The sequence below is a fragment of the Thermoanaerobacterium sp. RBIITD genome (assembly GCF_900205865.1).
Classification (GTDB): Bacteria; Bacillota; Thermoanaerobacteria; order Thermoanaerobacterales; family Thermoanaerobacteraceae; genus Thermoanaerobacterium.
Window position 1 is genome coordinate 1,088,607 of record NZ_LT906662.1, and the last position, 20,820, is coordinate 1,109,426.

The window sequence follows — 20,820 nt, forward strand, 5'->3', positions numbered from 1 at the left end:
ATTTGACGAAAATTTTCCTATGAAACTGCACATTCTTTTTATCTTCATTAAAAATTTTTATAATGTTACCTTCCCAATTAATAAATCCTTATTTGAGCTGCTGTTGCCAATGTAAACTTCATAATCCATATGTTCAAGTTCCCATTCATTTGTATCTGGGTTAAACCACTTTAGCTTTTCGATTGGGCATCTGATTTCTACTCTTATCTTCTCGCCTGGATTTAGCGTAATACGTTTAAATCCTCTCAAAAGTTTTACAGGCCTATCTATAGATGAATTTTTAAATCCAACGTACATCTGTACAACTTCGTCACCTTTCATACTGCCAGTATTCTGAACATCGCACGATGCAACAACTTCATCTCCATCTACACTAAATTTTTCATTTGAAAAGCTAAATGTCGTATATGAAAGGCCAAACCCGTAAGGCAGCAGAGGCTCTATGCCTTCCTTTTCCAGTTTAGCATATCCGTGATAGTAGCCATAGTGCTGCTCTTTAGTATCCCAATCTACATGAGGAAGGTCGCTTTCCCTGTATGGGACGACAAATGGCAATTTCCCGCCTGGATTTACATCGCCAAAAAGCGTCTTAGCTATTGCGGTCCCACCTTCCATTCCAGGATAATATGCCATTAATATTGCGGACACATCGTCTTTCCATTCATTTATCATTATCATATTACCACCAATCAAGACGACGGCAGAATTTTTGTTTATAGGTCCTACAGCTTTTATAAGCTCTATTTCATCTTTGTGAAGGCCCAGCGACTTTACTCTGTCCCCGCCATATCCCGTCTGAGAACCTACACTTATCTGCCCTCCTGCCTCTTCTACTGACTTTAACATAGGATCATCTTTTCCGAGGATCTCATCAGCTATCGTATCTGAGTATTCTCCTTCATCGTGTGGACCATATCCAACGACAAATATCACAGCATCCGACGCCTTTGCTATCTCCTTTGCTTTCTCTAAGTCATCGCCATCGTAAAAGACTACTTCAGAATCAGGCAGAAGCTTCTTTACCCCTTCTAATGGCGTAACAACATATTTTGGGTATACTCTGCTGGAGCCGTAATCACCTATATTGCCTAGATTTCCGAGCTTTCCAAGTACAGCTACACGCTTTGACTTATCCTTTGAAAACGGAAGCACGCCGTCATTTTTCATAAGTGTCATGCATTTTTCAGCAGCTTCCAAAGCTAAATCTATATGCTCTTTGCAACTTATGACATCTTTGCTGTACTCTTTATCGTCTACTTCAGTAAATGCCAAAAGAGTCCTTACAATCCTCAGTGCTGCATCATTTATCCTGTCTTCGCTTACTTTCCCTTCCTTAACTGCCTTGATTAGCTTATCTCCAAAGTACAATGTGTGACACATCTCTATGTCCATTCCGCCATTTGCTGCTTCTACTGTGTCTCTTACACCTAAGAAGAAGTCGCTAATTACAAAGCCATCAAAATCCCACTCTTCTTTTAATACTTTGTTTAAAAGGTAGTCACTGTGGCCACAGTGTTTGCCTTGATAGAGATTGTACGCACTCATAACAGAAGCAGCTCCTGCATCAATGCAGTCTTTAAAATGTGAAAGGTATACTTCTCTTTCAGTCCGCTTGTCTGCAGTGACATTCACCTTGAATCTGGACCTTTCCATGCTGTTGAAAGCAAAATGTTTTATGCATGCTATGACATTCTCCTCCTGTACACCTCTTACAAGTGCAGATCCCATTTGTCCTATGTGAAAGGACTCCTCGCCATAAGTCTCTTGACTTCTCCCCCATCCGGGATTGTACGGCAAATTTATACACACACCGCCAAAGAGGTTCCCGCCGTGTGCTCTAATCTCTCTTCCGATTGCCCTCCCTATGCGCTCCTCCAAATCTGTATCGAATGTCGCACCTCTTGCCATCGACACAGGAAAACATGTGCTATTCCCCTGCACTGCTCCTCTTGGTCCATCGCAAAACTTCATCTCAGGCACTCCGAGCCTCTCATTTCCACCTGCAGGATATGGCACATAATTGTAATGATTTCCATTTGCTTCATCATTTATCAAATCCTTAAGGCTCACTTTGCCGCTCATAAGATGCACTTTCTCTTCCAGAGTCATCTTTTCCACTATCTCTTTTGCCCTCTCTGTGTAAGACAAACGGTACTCCTTTGTGCATTTCATAATTTTCACGTTCCCCTCTCATTTTTAAAGGCGATATCATTTTTCCATAATATAATTAAGAGTTCACCTCTAAAGATTTTGTATCAATATTACGCATATGAGGTGAACTTCTTTTTTGAAGAATTTATACCTTTTCAATTTAACTTCGCTATCTCTTCAAATGTACCTTTTAATTTTGAATACAAGCTTACGTAAATCGGATATAGCTTATTGTATTTTTCAACATTTTCTTGTACCGGATATACGCTGTCTGTTACTTTTATAAGCTTGCTGCAGGCGTCAAAAACATCTTTAAACAGTCCATAACCTACAGATGCCATTATAGCAGCGCCAAATGATGGTCCTTCTGTAGCATTTATCATGTCTATCCTTACATTGAATATATCTGCAAGGATCTGCCTCCAAAGCTTGCTCTTAGCACCGCCGCCGCTTACTCTGACTTCATTGACCGGTATATTTAAAGCTTTAATAAGCTCTAGAGAATCTCTTAATCCAAATGCAACGCCTTCCAATATGGACCTTGTCATATGACCTCTGTTGTGAGTTATGCTTAATCCTACAAAGCTTCCTTTTGCATAAGGATCGCTATATGGCGTACGCTCTCCCATTAGATACGGCAAAAATACGAGTCCATCACTTCCCGGCTGTGCTTTTTCTGCTTCCTCAAGAAGTCCATCAAATGTCATACTGTTGCTGCTGTAATTATTTACATTGTCTACCCACCATTTAAGGCACGATGCTGCTGATAACATTACCCCCATCACATGCCACTTGCCGTTTGCATGACAGAATGAATGAAGCCTCAATTCTTCATCTGCTGCATACTTATCCTGTGATGCAAATACGACGCCAGATGTGCCTAATGCAACTGAAACTATACCGCTTTTCACTGTTCCTGTACCGACAGCACCGCTAGCCTGATCACCACCTCCTCCTACAACAATAGTTCCTTCTTCAAGTCCTGTCAAATCCGCCGCTTCTTTTGTCACATGTCCCGTGACATCAGTCGATTCATAGCACTTAGGAAGCGCATTTTCAGGTATATCAAATGCGTCTATCATATCCTTTGACCATCTTCTATTGCTGACATCAAATAGGAGTGTGCCTGATGCATCAGAAACCTCTGTGGCATATTCGCCTGTAAGCTTAAATCTTATATAGTCCTTTGGTAAAAGGATGTGGGCAATTCTGCTGTACACATCTTTAAGGTGTTTTCTCACCCACAAGATCTTTGGAGCAGTAAAGCCTGTCAATGCCTTATTACCTGTATACTTCAAAAGACCTTCTTTCCCTATTTTCTCTGTAATGTAGTCACATTCCTCCTGTGTCCTCTGGTCGCACCATAGTATTGCTGGCGTTAGAACTTTATCGTCTTTATCCAGAAGTACAAGTCCATGCATCTGGCCGCTTAAGCCGACGCCTTTTATATCATCGCTTTTTACACCACTTTTTGCAATAATCTCTTTTATGCCATCTTTTGTCGCATTCCACCAGTCCTCTGGATTTTGTTCTGCCCACCCAGGTTCCGGATAATACACAGGATACTCCTTTGATACACTTGATACAACTTTTCCACCATCATCCATAAGTATTATCTTTACTGACGATGTACCTAAATCTATTCCAAGAAAATACATAAATTTACCTCCATAAAACGTTTTATTAATCTTTATAATATAGGGCAGGCAATATCTGCCCTTTTGTATTTCTTATGAATTGGAAGGTGGCAAACATAACGTCCCCATACCACTCTTCACTTATTCAGTAAATAAATACTGGTTAAAGATCGATTCGAGCAATTCTTGTCTGCCTGATTTGTTGACTATCTCGCTATGCTCTAATGCATATTTCTCTAAGCTCTTGAAGTCTGCTTTGCCGCTTACAATCTCAGCACCGATGCCTTCTTTGTAGCTTGCATACCTTTCCTCAATAAACTTATCAAATACTCCGTCTTTTACTAACTTATGAGCGACTTTGAAGCCTTTTGCAAAAGCATCCATACCTGCTATATGTCCTAAGAAAAGATCTTCTGGTTCAAATGAGGCTCTTCTGACTTTTGCATCAAAGTTGAGACCGCCTTTTTCAAATCCACCCATTTTTATGACTTCATACATTGCAAGTGTCGTCATGCGTATATCTGTCGGAAACTGGTCCGTATCCCATCCTAAAAGCATGTCGCCTGTATTTGCATCTATTGATCCTAATGCTCCATTTATCCTTGCATATCTGAGTTCATGCTGGAAGTCGTGAGCTGCTAATGTTGCATGGTTAGCTTCGATATTTACTTTGAAATATTTATCAAGATCGTATTTTCTTAAGAATGCTAAAACATTTGCTACATCAAAGTCGTATTGGTGTTTTGTAGGCTCCTTTGGCTTTGGTTCAATCAAGAATTGTCCTTCAAATCCGATTTCTTTTGCGTAGTCAACAGCCATGTGCAAGAATCTTGCAAAATTGTCCAGCTCTAACTCCATATCTGTATTAAGGAGTGTCTCGTATCCTTCTCTTCCACCCCAGAATACGTAGTTTTGTCCTCCAAGCTCTTTTGTAATTTCAAGTGCTTTCTTAACCTGTGCTGCAGAGTATGCAAAAACGTCAGCATTGCACGATGTTGATGCACCATGTACAAATCTCGGATTTGAGAAGAGATTTGCTGTTCCCCACAACACTTTTGTCTTGCTGGTCTTTAGGTAATCTTTTATCATAGCGACGATAACGTCGAGGTTTTTATTCGTCTCTCTCAATGTATCTCCTTCCGGAGCTATATCTCTGTCATGGAAGCAGAAGAAAGGCGCATTTATCTTCTCAAAGAATTCAAATGCTGCTTCAACTCTAGCTTTTGCTATGTCCATAGGATCTGTAAGATGATTCCACGGCCTTTGCATTGTTGCTTTTCCGAATTGGTCTGTTCCATCAGCTGTAAACGTGTGCCAGTAGGCTATAGAAAAGCGAAGGTGCTCCTCCATTGTTTTGCCATCGATTACTTCATCTGGATTGTAAAATTTAAATGCATATGGATTATTCGATTTTGGTCCTTCATAATTAATCTTTGATACTTTCTCAAAATATTTGCTCATTTTATGTCCTCCTTTTTATTTGTTTGTCTATCCAACAAACTTATATATTATATATTCTACACAAAATTAAAAAATCCTTCTTAAAAATAAAAAAATTTTTTAGAAAGATTTTAAATGACATAGTAGTAATGGTTAATCCATATCAAGCACTATCTTAAAATGCTATGATTTGAATAAAAAAATAACTGCCCTAATGCTAAAAGAGCGGTTGTTATAAAATTTATAATTGTACTCTTGAAAACTGCATTTTTCAGACGGTTAACTCTTTTTTATTGATTTTTTATAAATGTTAATCATTTTTTAATGGGTTGATCTCTAATGGATAAACTATTTTTTGACCGTCAATTGTAGAATTATATCTAGTCATATCGATTTCGCTGTTAAAATATTTAGTGTCAACTTTTGCAATTTTCCACCCATATCCGTCTTTAGTAAAAGTATATTTCTTCACTGAATACAAATAGCGATAACTTGATTTATAATTAGCCATTATTTTTGTCTTTGTAAACACATATTTATAGTCTCCAATGCTGTATACATCAGATATCTGAGTGCTTATATCTATAGTAAACTTTTTGGACAAATTAACTATTTTGCTTCGCTCATCATCTGATAGTTCATGTCCTTTTTCTTTAATAATATTTATTAAATCTTGAGATAAAACAATATACGGTGGCATATATGCTCGTGCTAAATGCTCTCCAATAAAATAGTTTTCTACAAACATATTATTAAGTTCTTTAATGTATTCATCCCAGTTTATATAAAAATTTGAATACTTATTGTCTAATATTTCAACTTTTTTCACTGCTCCAATTAATTCTTTATTTAAGTCTTCCTTTGTACACGAAGATAAAAGAGTAGAAAATAAAAATACTGATAAAATTAATACAAAGATTGTTTTTCTCATAAAATAGCACCTTCCCATTATTTTACATTTCTAAATTTTACTTTGAATATACTTAAACAAATAAATAAAATAAAGGGGTAGCTATAAATTAAAAAACTATTTCATTCTACCCCTTGTTGAAAATCTAATTACACGTTTGAAACATATATATGAGTTTATTACGTACTTGGTTTTGGTAATTGTGTCGCATAAGTTGTCGGACTTATAATGTTTGTATATGATATACCTGTATTTGGTTCCGTATATAATATTTTTACAACAGTTTCATAGTAAGAACCATCTGGTGCAATCTCCTCTTTTGTAACATCAACAACCGCCATTGCATTTAAAGTATAAGAACCATCATATATTTTGGGAGTTGTCGATGATACTAATCTAATTTTCGCTCCTGTCACTGCATTTACTTCCCAAGTTTCATCCCAACTATAACTAACAATATGAGTTAAGTTTCCAATTTTTAGATTAAGTTGACGTATCATTAAGTCGTAATTTACAAACCAAGTAGACGTTCTATGTTCTGTGACATACGCAATTTGAATTTCAGGTTTTATCAAACTATTACTTATTAAATTGTTCTTATCTTTATTTTCATCATTGGTTTGTTTATATACATCAGTCGCAGCAAAGCCAATGGTCGTAGGAAAAATTAACGTCAAGCACAAAATAAGTAATACTAGGATCTTTTTCATCATAACATCTCCTTTTAAAAATTTTATCGTCAAAGGTCATCGATAACCTTCTTATAATTAATTATATGTTTACCAAAAATTATGTCAATTGACCAAAAGTACTAATTTATTAACATTTTTATACTAAATTAGGATAAAATGTATTATTATTTCTCTATATGCTTACTAAAAAATAAGTCAGCTATACAAAAGCACTAATTTTGATGTAGTAGTGCTTAATTTTACATATATCAATTTGTATTTTTCGTTTAAATCATTCCATGTAGTATAATTTAAGTTTGTGAAGTGGTCTCGTTATTGCAACGTAAAACAATTTAAGCTCTAGTTCTGTATCATTGTATGAATCTGCATCAGGAATCATCACCGTATCGAATTCCAATCCTTTAGACAAATACGAAGGTATCACGATTTTCCTGCCTTTATATACTTCCGTTTTATCGCTAATCAATGCAATGTCATCTATATCCTTTTTTAAACTTTCATATATCTTTTTCGTCATTTCATCTGTCTTACAAATTATCGCTGTCGTAAGCTCATCATTCTGCAAATTATTTAAAATATCATGAATCAGTTCGTCATAGTCTCTTATTCTAACAATCTCTGGTACATCACCGTGCCTCATAATAGGCTCTGCTTTTACTATACTTTTATTCTTGCTTTTGTCAATTACACTGTTGGCGTATTCCATTATTTCAACAGTCGTTCTATAGCTTTTCTTAAGCATCTTATACGTCGCCTTGCCATTTAACACATGATTGTTTAAGTCATCCCATGATTTTATTCCTCTATACGAGTATATGCCTTGTGCAACATCTCCCACTATCGTTATAGAATCGCCCTTCACGATTTCTTTTATTAAATAGAATTTAAATTCACTAAAGTCCTGTGCTTCATCGACGACTATATGGGTAAATTTGCCTGCATCATCTAAACCAAACAAATACTTGTGTATGTACAAAAGCGGCGCTAAATCCTCGTTTTCTATTTTGTCTTTGTCAAGCATCGCTTTTGTATAATCACATATATACGAGATTTTTTCGTCTTCGATTTTACCATGCGAAAGTTTCTTAATGGTCTCAAAATTCATTATATCTCTGTAAATTTTAACTGTATCTAATTGGGTCCATTTTTCAGAATAATCATTAATCGCTTTGTCGATTTTAGCTGGTATATCTCCTACTTCTCTATCTCTAAGATCATACAGTTCAATTACCTTAGACTGCCTTAACTCATTGTCATCAATATTTTCCTTAACATATCTGATTTTTTCGCTATACGCCCTTTCAATACCGTCTGCAATTAATTCCTTATTTTTCTTTAGTCTATTCTTCAAATACGATATAAACTGCTCTTTCCTTTTCTGTAATGGCAAGTAGACAAAATTTTCAATAAATAACTTTTTAAGCTCTATTGATGTAAAAATAATGTTTCCATCAATATTTATATCACAGTCAGGAATGTACTTATATAAAAACTGTTTGAAATAGTTATCGATAATTGATTTAAATAACAAGCTTCCCTTGAATCTTGATACCATCATAGTCTTTCGTTTTTCGTCGATGGGCGCATCTCCTAAAAGATATGATATTTTATCATTTGCCACTGTTAGCTTTCCTTTTATCCCTGTAATTTTTAATGCATAATCTTCAAATGTCGTCTGCAGGACATCATCAGCGCCAAGATCCGGCAAAATATCAGATATGTAATTAAGAAAAAGTTTGTTTGGAGCTATTACCATGTAATAATCTTCTCTTCCTTTATTTCTCTGATTTTGGTAAATAAGATATGCCATCCGGTGAAGTGCAATTGTCGTCTTTCCACTTCCTGCAACACCTTGTATAATCAAAGCCTTATCTAATGATGCCCTTATAATATCATTTTGCTCTTTTTGTATCGTTGCAACTATGTCTTTAAGTCTATTATCAGCACTCTTCTCAAGAGACGACGTTAAAAATTCGTCATCCAAGATCATCTCTTTTAATTTCTCATCAAAAATATTGAGAAGTTCACCTTCTTCTATTTCGTACCTCCTCTTTAACTTTATTTCGCCAGATATTTCGCCACTAGGTGATTTGTAAGATACTGCACCAGCTTCACCACTGTAATAAATATCTGCAATAGGAGATCGCCAATCGATGACGACAGGTTCATCGTGCTTTTCATCGCTTAAACCGTATTTGCCAATGTAGAGTTTTTTTATCTTATCATCACCGTCTTCCTTAAAGTCGACACGCCCAAAGTACGGTTTGCTCTTCGATTCTTTATACCTTCTAAGTTTTCTTTCATTGCTCATCTTAAGCTGCTTCTGTAAAACTATCCTTTCGTCAAGTGCTGACTTCACTTCCTTTCGAGTTTCAGATATCTTTTTCTCTAATATCTTGCCTTCCTCTTCACTTTTTGCTATCTCACCTTCAATCCACTCTATAGTTTTTTGAAGCTTCTGTTTTTCTTCGCTGTACGATGGATGTTCTAATGCTCTCATTGTTTTACCTCCTTGCATGACGGTAAAATTCATTTTATCGCAATATCTTTTAATTTACAAATGTATTAATGCAATATCACATGTTTTCCATCAAAAACAGTTATAATTAGCTGCTTTTCTCTCAAATTTGCATCTTTTATCTTGTCAAATAACCGATTGTGTGATAAAATTATGTTGTTTAGTGTAAGTAAAATTTATGTAATGTTTATGAATATTAATGAATAAAATTAACCTGTTCTTTATGCAAGAACAGGTTTTATCATATTTATTAGTTTAATTTTGTATATGCATAATCATATTTGCGTTTAAGTTTGATTTAAAAATTCAATCAATTCATTAGAAAATATATCAGGTTTATCAAAGTAGCAAGTATGACCTAGAACATCGAATGTATACAGTTTTGCATTTTGTATATTTTGTTTTAGCATCATTGCAAATTCGTACGGCGCAACATCGTCCTTATTGCCCCATACTATGAGTGTCTTAACTTTTATTTCTTTTAGCCTTTCTTTGTATTTGTCAACATTTATACTGTCTACAATAACAAGAGATTTTAGCATATCCTGATATTTTAATGCAAATTTTATCGATATCTCACCGCTGAAAGATGGTCCAACAATATGAAATTTATCAAGATTTAAATCATCAGCAAATTTTTTTATAAACTCTTCATAAGGAATATCAAGCATTTCAGACTTTCCATAGCCTGGCACTTCGACAGCAAGTACTTTATAACCTTCATTAATAATATAATCAATTATCCCAGCGTTTCTCCAATCATCTGCTGTAAATTTCTTACCGTGCAATAGAAGAACAGTATCTTTTTCGCCATCACCACTTATTAGATAATGAATCTTAGCACCGTCAATGTCAATATATTTATCATCTATTGCCATAAATATCACCCTTTCTGAATAATTTTATATAACAAGTGAAAGTTCTGCGCCATCCCTTATTGCCTCTACTGCTGTTGCAACATTTTTACAATCTCCAATGAAATAGTATTTATCACCATTTTCTATATCTTTAAATGTATTGTCAGAAATATTGCCAATTGCAATTACTACATCATCAATATCAATTGTATTATCTCTATTGTACACCAACTTGTTGCCTTTTATCTTATCTACTTTTGCATCTGTAATAATATTTACGCCATATTTTTTAAGCCTTTCAAGAAGAATTTTCTTTATCATAGGATATATATCTTTCCCGACATCATCAAGTAATTCTATGATTGTGATACTTTTACCCACTGTAGCAAGATATTCAGCAGTTTCAAGCCCTGTTAAACCACCACCTATGATTGCAACATTATCACCCGTCGGTATTTTGCCATCTAAAACGTCTATAGCTCTTAATGGTACTATATCCATTTCAATATCCAATTTCTTTGGAATTGAGCCTGTCGCGATAATCACCTTGTCATAATTCATCTTCTCTAATTTATCATGTATCACTTCATGATTTAAATTAACTTTTACGCCGTACTTCTTTAAATCCATCTCAAGGTAGTCAATTACTTTTCCTATCTCAGCCTTATATGGTGGTACTTTTGCAATATTCAATTGACCACCAAGGTAATTGTTTTTCTCAAATAATTCTACGTTATGACCTTTTCTCGCAAGATATTTGGCAGCCGCCATACCAGCAGGTCCACCGCCTATTACAGCTACATTAAGCTTATCTTCTGCAATTACATCAAATTCTTTTTCCCTGCCTACAGTAGGGTTCATCATGCATGATACAGGAAGTCCTTTTTGTATATACGCAATACATGCTTGGTTGCAATGGATGCAGTATTTTATCTCATCAGTTCTTCCTTCGATGTATTTAACAACACAGTCAGGATCACCAATTAATCCTCTTGCAATCCCTATAAAATCTGCATAGCCTTGTCTTACTATGCTCTCCCAGTCATCTGCAACACCAAGTTTGTCAGCCGCTATAACAGGAATAGACACGTTGTCTTTAATTTTCTTAGTAAATTCAATGAGCGGTCTATCATCTATGGCCATTGGCGATATGTGGTACTCTGACGTTGAGCCTACGCCTGATGAAATATTTAGTGCATCTAAGCCGTACTCTTCTAAAAGCTTCGAAAGTTCTATGCTCTCTTCTATGTCAAATCCCCCATCCGTGTAGTCGCTTCCATTTATACGGCATATCACAGCCATATCCGGCACTTCGCCTTTTACATTCTTTAATATCTCTAGTGCAAATCTCGCTCTTCCTTCAAAGTCTTTGCCATATTCATCATCTCTTTTATTTACATTTGGAGACAAAAATTGATTTACAAACCATCCATGGGCAAAATGAAGCTCTACTGCGTCAAATCCCGCTTTCTTTGCTCTAATAGCAGCATCTACAAAGTCCTTGACAAACCCTTTTATGTCTTCCTTTGTAAAATCAGTCGGCTTATACTTAGGATTGTGCATAGCAAGCTGAACTGCCGCCTTTGCTCCATTTCTATGAAGTACATCAGAAAGCTTTTTAAGCCCCTCTATCTTATCATCTTCGTCTATGCCCAACTGATTTTTAAAGAACTTGCCAAATTTATTTACATAACAAGCTTCAACTATCACCAAAGCAACATCTTTTGACCGTCTATCGTAATAGCCTATCTCCCCTTCGCTAACAAAACCATCATTTGATAAATTTGTGACAGTCGGCAGCATGACAAATCTGTTTTTTAATCTCATATTTCCTATTTTTCCTTCACTGAATAGCATCTTAACTATCATTCCTTTCATTTATTAAAACTCAAAAACCTGTAATCCTCTAAAATCCGAGATTCTTCGCTTCGCTCAGAATGACAACGGTGTATTTTTATTAATATTGCCTCACACATTATTGTAAGGCTTGTTTTTGCATAAGTAAAATAATATAATATTATAAAATATATAAGTTTTTACTTATGGTGATGAAAAAATGAATTTAAGAGAATTAAATATTTTTTTAACAGTATGCGGCTGTGGAAGCATGTCAGAAGCAGCAAGAAAACTTTATATGACACAACCAGCTATTAGCCAATCTATATCTGATTTAGAAGAAGAATATAATATTAAGCTATTTGATAGAATCGGAAAAAAGCTTGTTTTGACATATGCAGGGGAAATACTGAAAGATTATAGTAAAAAAATCTTGGTACTTATAAATGAAACACAAAATACATTAAAAAATATTTCAAATATGAAGATGGGAAGACTTAGAATCGGTGCCAGCAGAACAGCAGGTACATACCTGGTCCCTACTATAATTGGTAAATTTATTAATGTTTATGAAAATATTGAGTTGCCTTATTTTATTGATAATACATCTGAAATTGTAAAAATGATATTGGATAATGATATAGATTTAGGAATCGTTGAAGGCCCGATACATTCAAGTAATATCATTGTTAGGCATTACTTAAATGATGAACTATATCTTATATGTTCAAAAGATCACCATTGGGCGAAAAATCCAATTGTTAATGTAGAAGAAATAGCATCAGAAAATATGATTATCCGTGAAAGGGGAAGTGGAACAAGAGAGGTATTTGAAAATACCATGAAAGAACATAATGCAAATTATAACATAAAGCTTGAATTAAATAGTATTGAGGCGATAAAAAAAGCCGTTGAGGCCAATATCGGTATTTCCGTAATATCTAAGCTTGCTATAAAAGATGAATTAGAAAGCGGAAAGATTGTAAAAGTAAAGATAGAAGGTGTAAGGTTTTTAAGAAATTTCAATATTATCTATCATAAAGACAAATACTTGTCAGAGCTATTTAAAAAATTTGTCGATTTTCTCTATAATAATATATGCCCTTAGATTTGTGGGTTTTTAAGTAAAAAATTATAGTGTGTTTTAACATAATCCATTATCTTTTCTGCTATGACTTTGTGCCCTTCTTCATTTGGATGTATGCCGTCATCACAAATGAGCTGTCTATAATCAGGGTTTTCAAGAAACGCACTTCTTATATCAATAACTCTTGTCCTTGTGCTACGGGCAATACTCAAAATAGCAGAATTATACTTTTCCTGCCACCAGTATATCTTCGTAACGCTTCCAAGCCATGTTAGAATATTTTTTGCCATATCAACATTGTTTTTACTGATCCATTTAAAATATCTATCTGCATCAATGGGTGGTAATGTTAAAAGTACTGGAATAATCTTTGATTTTTTAAGAGAATCTATTAATTCATTAAGGGAATTTTTAAATACATTAAAATCTGTGTTTGGCATATGCTCACTATGAGGATTTTCCGCTACCTTATCCCAGTTAAAATCACAATCATTTCCGCCAAACTCAATAAGTACTACATCAGGTTTGACTTTTATGAGTTCCTTCTTCAGTCTGTCAATTCCTTTTAAAATGGTGCTGCCGAATTTCGCTACATTGTCTATGGTGCCTTTTAAGCTTCCTTCAAGCAAATTAGTATATGAATCTTTCAATAGTACATATTTATTTTTGCTTTTATCAAATACAACACCTTTTGATATTGAATCACCACATACTAAAAAATTATAACTGTCTTTTAGATTGAGAAGTTCCATGAATTGCACCTCCTCATAGCTTTGTAATTTATTATAGCACATTATAGAAAATATTAAACAATTTTTCTGTAAATTTTTTTAACAGTGGTAAAAAAATGCCGATATTAAATCGACATTATTGTAATTTCAAAATAATTTTATTGTTATTCATATACATTATATAATTTGCATTTACACCTATTATTTTACCATTTCCATTTATAGTATCACCTGTATTGACATCAATCAAATCCATATCATTAAAAGTAACGGCAATAACATTGTTTTTCGGAAGTATCATAATTTTATCCGTCTCAATTGGATGATTTAGTGTTATATGATTCCAATTTTTCATCTTCGTATCAATAGAACCATAGTATATTTCTACGACCTTACCATTTTCAAGTTTTCCGACATAAATATTATCTTTATTGTCAATACCTATTAATGAATATCCACCATCTAAAAATGTATATCCACTGCCATTTTTTATTACTCTAACAATGCCATTTGATGATTCATAAAAAAGTACATCTTTTCTTTGAACTTCATACATTCTCGTTATTCTCTTAATCGGAAGTTTCAAGTTTGCTATTTGCCCCATTATGTCGACACGATAGAGATAACTATATCCGTTTCTATCAACAATATTTATATATATCATGTTCGTCAATGGCGACAATGTAACATTGTCAATATGACTATTTCGTGGTGCATATATTAGCTTGTCAATTTTTATTTTATTATTTATATCAAGGTCATATGCTTCTAATTGTATGGCTTCTCTGCCTTGACTATATGTTTTGTAAAAATAGACAAGTCTGTTTCTGTCGTTTAACCATGTATAATAATCAATAAAATTGCTTGCTGCAACTACTTTCTTTATATTTTGTGTCTTTGTATCTACAATAATAATTTGATGATTTAATAAATAAGATACATAGCTTCCATCATATGATGCTTTTACACTTTGAGCACCCTCCGGTATATCCACTTCAATTGTCTTCTTCAACGTATCATTTTCTGTATATATCTTTTTTATATGAAAAGTGCTTGTTGACGATAAATAAAAATTATTAATATAGTATAATATCCCCATCTCTATTAACAATGGGATTATAATCCAAGTAAATGTTCTTTTTAAAATTCTCATAATACCTCCACATTTTATTTCGCAAAAAATATTGTCGGGACTGTTCTTTCACCAAGGGGATTTGATGGATTGTTTATTACCTTTCCTTTGTAGTAAAGTGTTGTCGATGATCCACCATCAAGATTTGCGGCATTGTATGCTCCATAATCAAGCATTATATTTTGGACATCCTTTAATGTCGCACCTACACTTGATATTGCCCTTCCATCGATAGCCAAGAATATTACCGTACCATCTTTTCTCTGCCCTATAGCTGTCCTTGGAGCAATACCCCAACCGCCGTCACTATTTTTAGGGATCATCGGCTTTCCATTTACTATTAATGCCGGTTTAAAACTAACGGCTTCTTTTATTCCCATATTTTTAATCTCGTCTAAAGTATATTTCCCAACAAGAAGTTTACCATCGCTTGTAAAACCTATAAGATCTATTTTGCCATCTTTGCTATATGCATTGTTATATAAAAGCTTTCCATTGTGTATAATGATTCCGCCTGGTGTTCCACCACTACCTGTCCAGTTTCCATCTACAAATCCGATAAAGCCACCCGCATTTATAGCAGCTATAGCATCATTGTTTTTTGCAATCTCACTTACAGTTTCGCCTTCCTTAGGCAGTTTGCTTGACATACCTACCTGTATCCTTGTGGGGTCATGTATCAAAACTACCTTTCCTTTAAATTTGTTGCTTGATATATCATTTACTTCAATTGTGCTGTCATGATTGTTTTTAAAATTTAATAAACTGCTATTGCTACTTCCAGAACCAATGTTATTCATATTTTTCATTATCTCATCTATCTTGCTTTGCGGCAAAAATAATGTTGCAAGATATTTATGGCTAAATGTCGTCATTGCCGTGGAAACTAAAGTATTTCTTATATTTGTAAATGGTCCATAAAATATTAATACTGGCATAACTATAATTGCTAAAATCAGTTCAAATATTATATAAAGCATAATTCGCTTCATTGAAATCTTCTCTCCCATTTTGCACCTCACAATTTTTCTTATACTTTTGTACATATTTATATTATACATGACAAATATTAAATTTTTATTAATAAAATATAAATATGCACAAAAAATATATCCTGATAGTGAGTTTTTCTACTCAATATCAGGATATTTTTATATATCACTTTATTTTGCAATGTTATATATGTTGATTATATCATCTTTATTAAGTTTTACGAATTGACCGACAGTCACTTTGCCATTCACTGTACATTTGTCTGCCATCTCTTCTATCCTGTCAGCATTTATTCCTGCATCTTTCAATGATGTTGGAAGCCCTATGCTTTTAAAGAAGCTTTCAAGCCTTTTTATACCTTCAAGTGCAATAGCTTCTGAATCTTCAAATGACAAATCAACATTCCATACCCTTACTGCAAACTGTACAAATCTATTAATATCGTGCTTATAAACATATTTCATCCATGCTGGAAATATTATTGCAAGTCCTGCACCATGTGCGATATCGTATATTGCGCTTAGTTCGTGCTCTATCTTATGTGATGCCCAGTCACCGACTCTTCCAGTATCGAGTAAGCCATTGTGGGCAATTGTACCAGCCCACATCACTTCTGCTCGCGCATTATAGTTTTTAGGATCTTCCATTAATAAGGGTACATTATTTATGACAGTCTTCAGTGTTGCTTCACAAAGTCTATCTGTAAGGTCTACATTTCGCACATTCGTAAAATACCTTTCCATGATATGTGCCATAATATCGGCTGCGCCTGCTGCTGTTTGATATGGCGGTAATGTATATAAAAGCTCTGGATTCATTATAGCAAATTGCGGTCTTATTAAATCTGAATGTATCCCTTTTTTGTACCAACCATTTTCATTAGTTATAACAGCACTGTCGCTCGCTTCACTTCCTGTTGCCGCGAGTGTCAATATTACACCTACTGGAAGTGCCTTTTCTATCACACTTTTTCCTATAAATATATCCCATACATCACCATCATAAAGTACACCAACTGCTATAGCCTTTGCGGTATCTATTACACTACCACCGCCAACTGCTAATATAAAGTCTATATTATTTTCACGGCATATCTTGATACCTTCATTAACCAAGCTTAACCTCGGATTAGGCTTAACACCAGATAGTTCTATGTATTCAATGTGATTTTCTTTTAATGAATTTATAACTTTATCGTAAAGTCCCGTCCTTTTTATACTGCCACCGCCATATATAAGCATTATCTTGTTTGAATATTTCTTAACTTCTTCGCCGACTCTATTCTCAGTATCTTTACCAAAAATAATTTTTGTTGGGCATACAAAATCAAAATTCTCCATAAAAACACATCCTTTTATGAAAATATTTCCTACATAAATAATTATAGCACTGTTTTTATTAATTAAATAATGTTATTTATTTAAAATTTGTGTCAAGCATTTAATGGCAGCGGGAAGTTAAATATTTTGCCTTAAGGAAATAGAAAAATAGCTAATGAATGGACACTTAGATTCTTTCAAACAATAATGGCACATGAAAATGATTCGATACCTGATGTAGAATAAAGGAAAAGGTAAAAATAGTTATTGGGTTAAAATATTGTTATATTAAATTTACATTTTTTATTTTAAAAATTATATTTATTTAAATCTATAACTTTTGTGGCATATTCTGCTACATCCATATCATGTGTAACAATCAGAACACTGATTTTTCTTTCATTAACTAACCTTGTCAGCATGTTCATAAAATTAATTGTATTATCTTTGTCAAGATTGCCTGTTGGTTCATCAGCTAATATAATCATCGGTTTTAGAATCAAAGCCCTTGCAATTGCAACTCTTTGTTGTTCGCCACCAGATAACTCCAATATATTGCTTTTTATCTTATTTTCTAAATGCAATTCTTTTAACAATCTTATTGCTTCGTCTTTATACTCTTTGACACTTTTCTTCAATAAAACAACAGGTAATAATACATTATCTAACACATTTAAAAATGGTATCAGATTATAATTTTGAAATATGTATCCTAATTTTGATAATTTGAAAGTCTCGGCATCTCTTTTATTCAACTTATGTATATTAACATTATCATATAAAACTTCTCCTTTGGTAGGTTCTATTATTCCACCAATAATGTTTAGTAGAGTGCTTTTCCCACTGCCAGAAGCACCTATTATTGCAATAATTTCTCCTTTTTCAATTGTCAAATTAAAATCCTTTATTATAAAATTTATCATATCATATGAATGGCTTACATTCTTTACATTTATTAGCATCAATTACTCCTCCCTCCCTATTAGTTTCGTTCCTACTTCACCATTTGAAAATAAACTTAATATAAATGTAGCAATTATAGTAACAGCTTGAGCACATACAACAATATCAAATAATAATGTCCATGGAATAAAGTTGCGCATTCTTATTCCGTATGAACTTTCTACAAATGACGGCAATCCATTAGTCAATATAGTTCCAAATATTAACCCTAATATGCTACCAGCTATTATTATAAATATCCCCTCAAAAGTATTCATCAAAATGATCCTTAGTTTTCTCATGCCTATCAACTTGAATGAATTATTATATCTACTTCTCTCTTCTAAAGACATTAGAAACATATTAATAATCATAAATATGCTTATAACTAAATAAATATATAAAAAAGTATCAATCATTTCTGTCCCTTTTAAAATTCCATTCTTATATTCTTCGATAAGTCTATCTCTACTTATTACATCATATTTTATATCTAATTCATTTAGCTTTTTAGTTATATTATCAATATTTCCAATAGCATAATATGTATTACTAACTCCTTCAGCGCCGAGTATTTTTTTGCTGAGTACATTTTTATTAATGTATATCTGATTTATATTGTATGTATATATGCTACCAACAACTTTAGCATTGACAGTCTTTTTTAAAATCTTAAGCTCTATAGTATCACCTATTTTTATTCCATTATTTATTTTCATAAGTTCAGGAATTATACATACCAAATTGTTATTATTGTTAAATAGATTTGAAAGTGATCCATTCTTTATATCGAGATTTTCAAATTTCACATAATCATTATCTATCCCAGTTGCTAATAACTTCATATTATTTTTTGTATATACAGCATCAAATGACAAAGCCTTATAAACATTATTCTCATTTATCTTATTATCTGGAACGATTGTGTTAAGCTGAATAAGTTGATTGAATTTCATATTCTTTTTTGAATATTCTATTCCACTCATTTTTACAGAATTATACATAGTAAATAATAATACTATTAATACGATTGAGATTGATACATTATTTATAAGGGATGAAGCCTTCTTAAAATTAAATTTTATTTGTTTTATAGAAACATAAATTGGCGGTACCGAGCTTTTAAAAATTGTTTCTAAAACATTTAAAATAAAATATAAAGCGGGGTTTACTAAAATAGCAGCACCTATTATAAAACATCCTAACTTTGCTATATTATAGCTTATAAAAAATGAGACTACAATAAAAACTGCTCCAACTATTATTTTCGATAAATAATTGCTACTTTTAATTTTTGCATTTTTCTTGATTATGTGTTCTAATAAAACTTTTCTAAATTGTAAAATACCTATTATTAGGAATATTAAATAACTTAATAACAAAAATTCAGCCATTACACCTATTTCTTGATTAATATTAACATCATAATAATTAAAAAATTCGTGAGTAATGATAAGTCCTAAAATCAGACTTGTAATACTTATTATTAAACTTAATAACGATAATTCTCCAATAAAAATCTTACTGATTGTTTTGTTGTTAGCTCCCAATGTCTTCAATATATGCATTTCATTCTTTCTCATTTTATAAAAGATATGTAAGACTGCCGATATTATCATAACTGCAAAGAATACAAATACCACGATAAAAGTGATCATTAATACATTAAAATTGATATCTGCTTTTACCTCACTATTTCCTTTTTTAGATACATAATCTAAAACTTGAAGTATAAAATATACAAAACCAAATGCAATAGTACTTAATATACCTAATATTATATATTTTTTTTTATTGTAATATAGACTCTTTAAACTATATAAGATCATATTTGCCTCCATCGTTTTAATTAATTACAGCTATTTTTTCAGCTTTGACATCTTCATTACTTACTTCTGTTTTACATCTACAGTCACTTTCCTATAAAAGGCAATTTTATTTGCATCTAAGGCTTTTACAATCCTTTATTTTTTAGCCTCTTACTATTTTCATTGTAATTTATGACAATTTTAAAAAATTGCAAGCAATAACACCAATAACTGTATTGGTTATTTATTACATTAATGGTTTCACTTTGATATTTTTTCTAAATTTCTAATTAAATAATATATCGCAATTGTTAAACAAATATTAAATTGTTGTTAAAATAATATTAAATTTATCCATGGGATATATTATATTAAAGTTTTATAGAGTTTAGATTTCTTGAATATTCTTATTAATAAATTTGATATATCATCTTCATATTATTATTCTATAGAACCTTTTAAAATCCTTATAAAAATCCTAGAAATATTTATCTTCAATTCGGATGAAATCAATTAAAATTAAAAAGTATTTCCTCCTATATCCTGAAAAAATTAACAAATTTTTATTATAACTTTGTGATATATAAAGGATGTTACAATGGACAATGATGAAAAAGGATTAATTATTATTGTAGGCAAAAAAGATGTTTCGCATTTTACGGAAAGTAAAAAACTATTTAAAGAAAATATAAAAATGTTGAAGAATTGTCCCATATTATAAAATAAGAACAGGTCTATTACCTGTTCTTATTTTATAATATTGTTTT

General features: G+C 32.7%; 16 protein-coding genes. 2 read left to right on the plus strand and 14 right to left on the minus strand.

The window, feature by feature from the left end; translation table 11 throughout:
• Window positions 1-57: 57 nt before the first annotated feature.
• The 8 genes from CPG45_RS05075 to CPG45_RS05110 form a co-directional block, all read right to left on the minus strand.
• Window positions 58-2,172: a beta-glucosidase gene (locus CPG45_RS05075; protein ID WP_096233484.1), complete on the minus strand. Its 2,115-nt coding sequence runs from the start codon at window positions 2,170-2,172 to the stop codon at window positions 58-60.
• Between the two features lie 134 nt (window positions 2,173-2,306).
• Window positions 2,307-3,809, minus strand: coding sequence for a xylulokinase (xylB, locus tag CPG45_RS05080; protein ID WP_096230920.1), 1,503 nt, complete (start codon window positions 3,807-3,809; stop codon window positions 2,307-2,309).
• 120 nt (window positions 3,810-3,929) lie between these two features.
• The gene (xylA, locus tag CPG45_RS05085) at window positions 3,930-5,249 is read right to left on the minus strand and encodes a xylose isomerase (RefSeq protein ID WP_096230921.1); all 1,320 of its coding nucleotides are present in this window, start codon (window positions 5,247-5,249) and stop codon (window positions 3,930-3,932) included.
• Between the two features lie 289 nt (window positions 5,250-5,538).
• Window positions 5,539-6,159 carry a hypothetical protein gene (locus tag CPG45_RS05090; RefSeq protein WP_096230922.1) on the minus strand — a complete coding sequence of 207 codons (621 nt, stop codon included), beginning with the start codon at window positions 6,157-6,159 and terminating at the stop codon, window positions 5,539-5,541.
• A 158-nt stretch (window positions 6,160-6,317) separates the two neighbouring features.
• Complete coding sequence (locus CPG45_RS05095) at window positions 6,318-6,848, minus strand: hypothetical protein (protein WP_096230923.1); 531 nt, start codon at window positions 6,846-6,848, stop codon at window positions 6,318-6,320.
• 253 nt (window positions 6,849-7,101) lie between these two features.
• Window positions 7,102-9,330, minus strand: coding sequence for an RNA polymerase recycling motor HelD (helD, locus tag CPG45_RS05100; protein ID WP_096230924.1), 2,229 nt, complete (start codon window positions 9,328-9,330; stop codon window positions 7,102-7,104).
• Window positions 9,331-9,635: 305 nt separating this feature from the next.
• Window positions 9,636-10,226, minus strand: coding sequence for an alpha/beta fold hydrolase (locus CPG45_RS05105; RefSeq protein WP_096230925.1), 591 nt, complete (start codon window positions 10,224-10,226; stop codon window positions 9,636-9,638).
• Between the two features lie 24 nt (window positions 10,227-10,250).
• Window positions 10,251-12,062, minus strand: a complete 1,812-nt coding sequence (locus CPG45_RS05110) for an oxidoreductase (RefSeq protein ID WP_096233487.1) — start codon at window positions 12,060-12,062, stop codon at window positions 10,251-10,253.
• 199 nt (window positions 12,063-12,261) lie between these two features.
• On the opposite strand from CPG45_RS05110, the gene CPG45_RS05115 reads away from it, so the two are divergent.
• Window positions 12,262-13,149, plus strand: coding sequence for a LysR family transcriptional regulator (locus tag CPG45_RS05115; protein WP_096230926.1), 888 nt, complete (start codon window positions 12,262-12,264; stop codon window positions 13,147-13,149).
• Here the strand turns inward: CPG45_RS05115 and CPG45_RS05120 are convergent.
• The 6 genes from CPG45_RS05120 to CPG45_RS05145 all read right to left on the minus strand — a co-directional run bounded on the left by CPG45_RS05120 (window position 13,146) and on the right by CPG45_RS05145 (window position 20,074).
• Window positions 13,146-13,880: an SGNH/GDSL hydrolase family protein gene (locus CPG45_RS05120; protein WP_096230927.1), complete on the minus strand. Its 735-nt coding sequence runs from the start codon at window positions 13,878-13,880 to the stop codon at window positions 13,146-13,148. The genes CPG45_RS05115 and CPG45_RS05120 overlap by 4 nt on opposite strands.
• Window positions 13,881-13,995: 115 nt before the next feature.
• On the minus strand, window positions 13,996-15,012 hold the full coding sequence (locus tag CPG45_RS05125) for a hypothetical protein (protein ID WP_096230928.1): 1,017 nt from the start codon (window positions 15,010-15,012) through the stop codon (window positions 13,996-13,998).
• A 14-nt stretch (window positions 15,013-15,026) separates the two neighbouring features.
• Entirely contained in the window at window positions 15,027-16,001 is a 975-nt protein-coding gene (locus tag CPG45_RS05130) for a phosphodiester glycosidase family protein (RefSeq protein WP_231969016.1), read from the minus strand.
• Between the two features lie 153 nt (window positions 16,002-16,154).
• A complete protein-coding gene (locus CPG45_RS05135; protein ID WP_096230929.1) occupies window positions 16,155-17,324 on the minus strand; it encodes an iron-containing alcohol dehydrogenase in 1,170 nt (389 codons plus the stop codon).
• A gap of 287 nt (window positions 17,325-17,611) precedes the next feature.
• A complete protein-coding gene (locus tag CPG45_RS05140) occupies window positions 17,612-18,265 on the minus strand; it encodes an ABC transporter ATP-binding protein (protein WP_157732336.1) in 654 nt (217 codons plus the stop codon).
• 3 nt (window positions 18,266-18,268) lie between these two features.
• Window positions 18,269-20,074: an ABC transporter permease gene (locus CPG45_RS05145; RefSeq protein ID WP_172856481.1), complete on the minus strand. Its 1,806-nt coding sequence runs from the start codon at window positions 20,072-20,074 to the stop codon at window positions 18,269-18,271.
• 577 nt (window positions 20,075-20,651) lie between these two features.
• Here CPG45_RS05145 and CPG45_RS17885 point away from each other — a divergent pair.
• Window positions 20,652-20,774: a hypothetical protein gene (locus CPG45_RS17885; RefSeq protein ID WP_255405143.1), complete on the plus strand. Its 123-nt coding sequence runs from the start codon at window positions 20,652-20,654 to the stop codon at window positions 20,772-20,774.
• The last annotated feature ends 46 nt before the right edge of the window (window positions 20,775-20,820 follow it).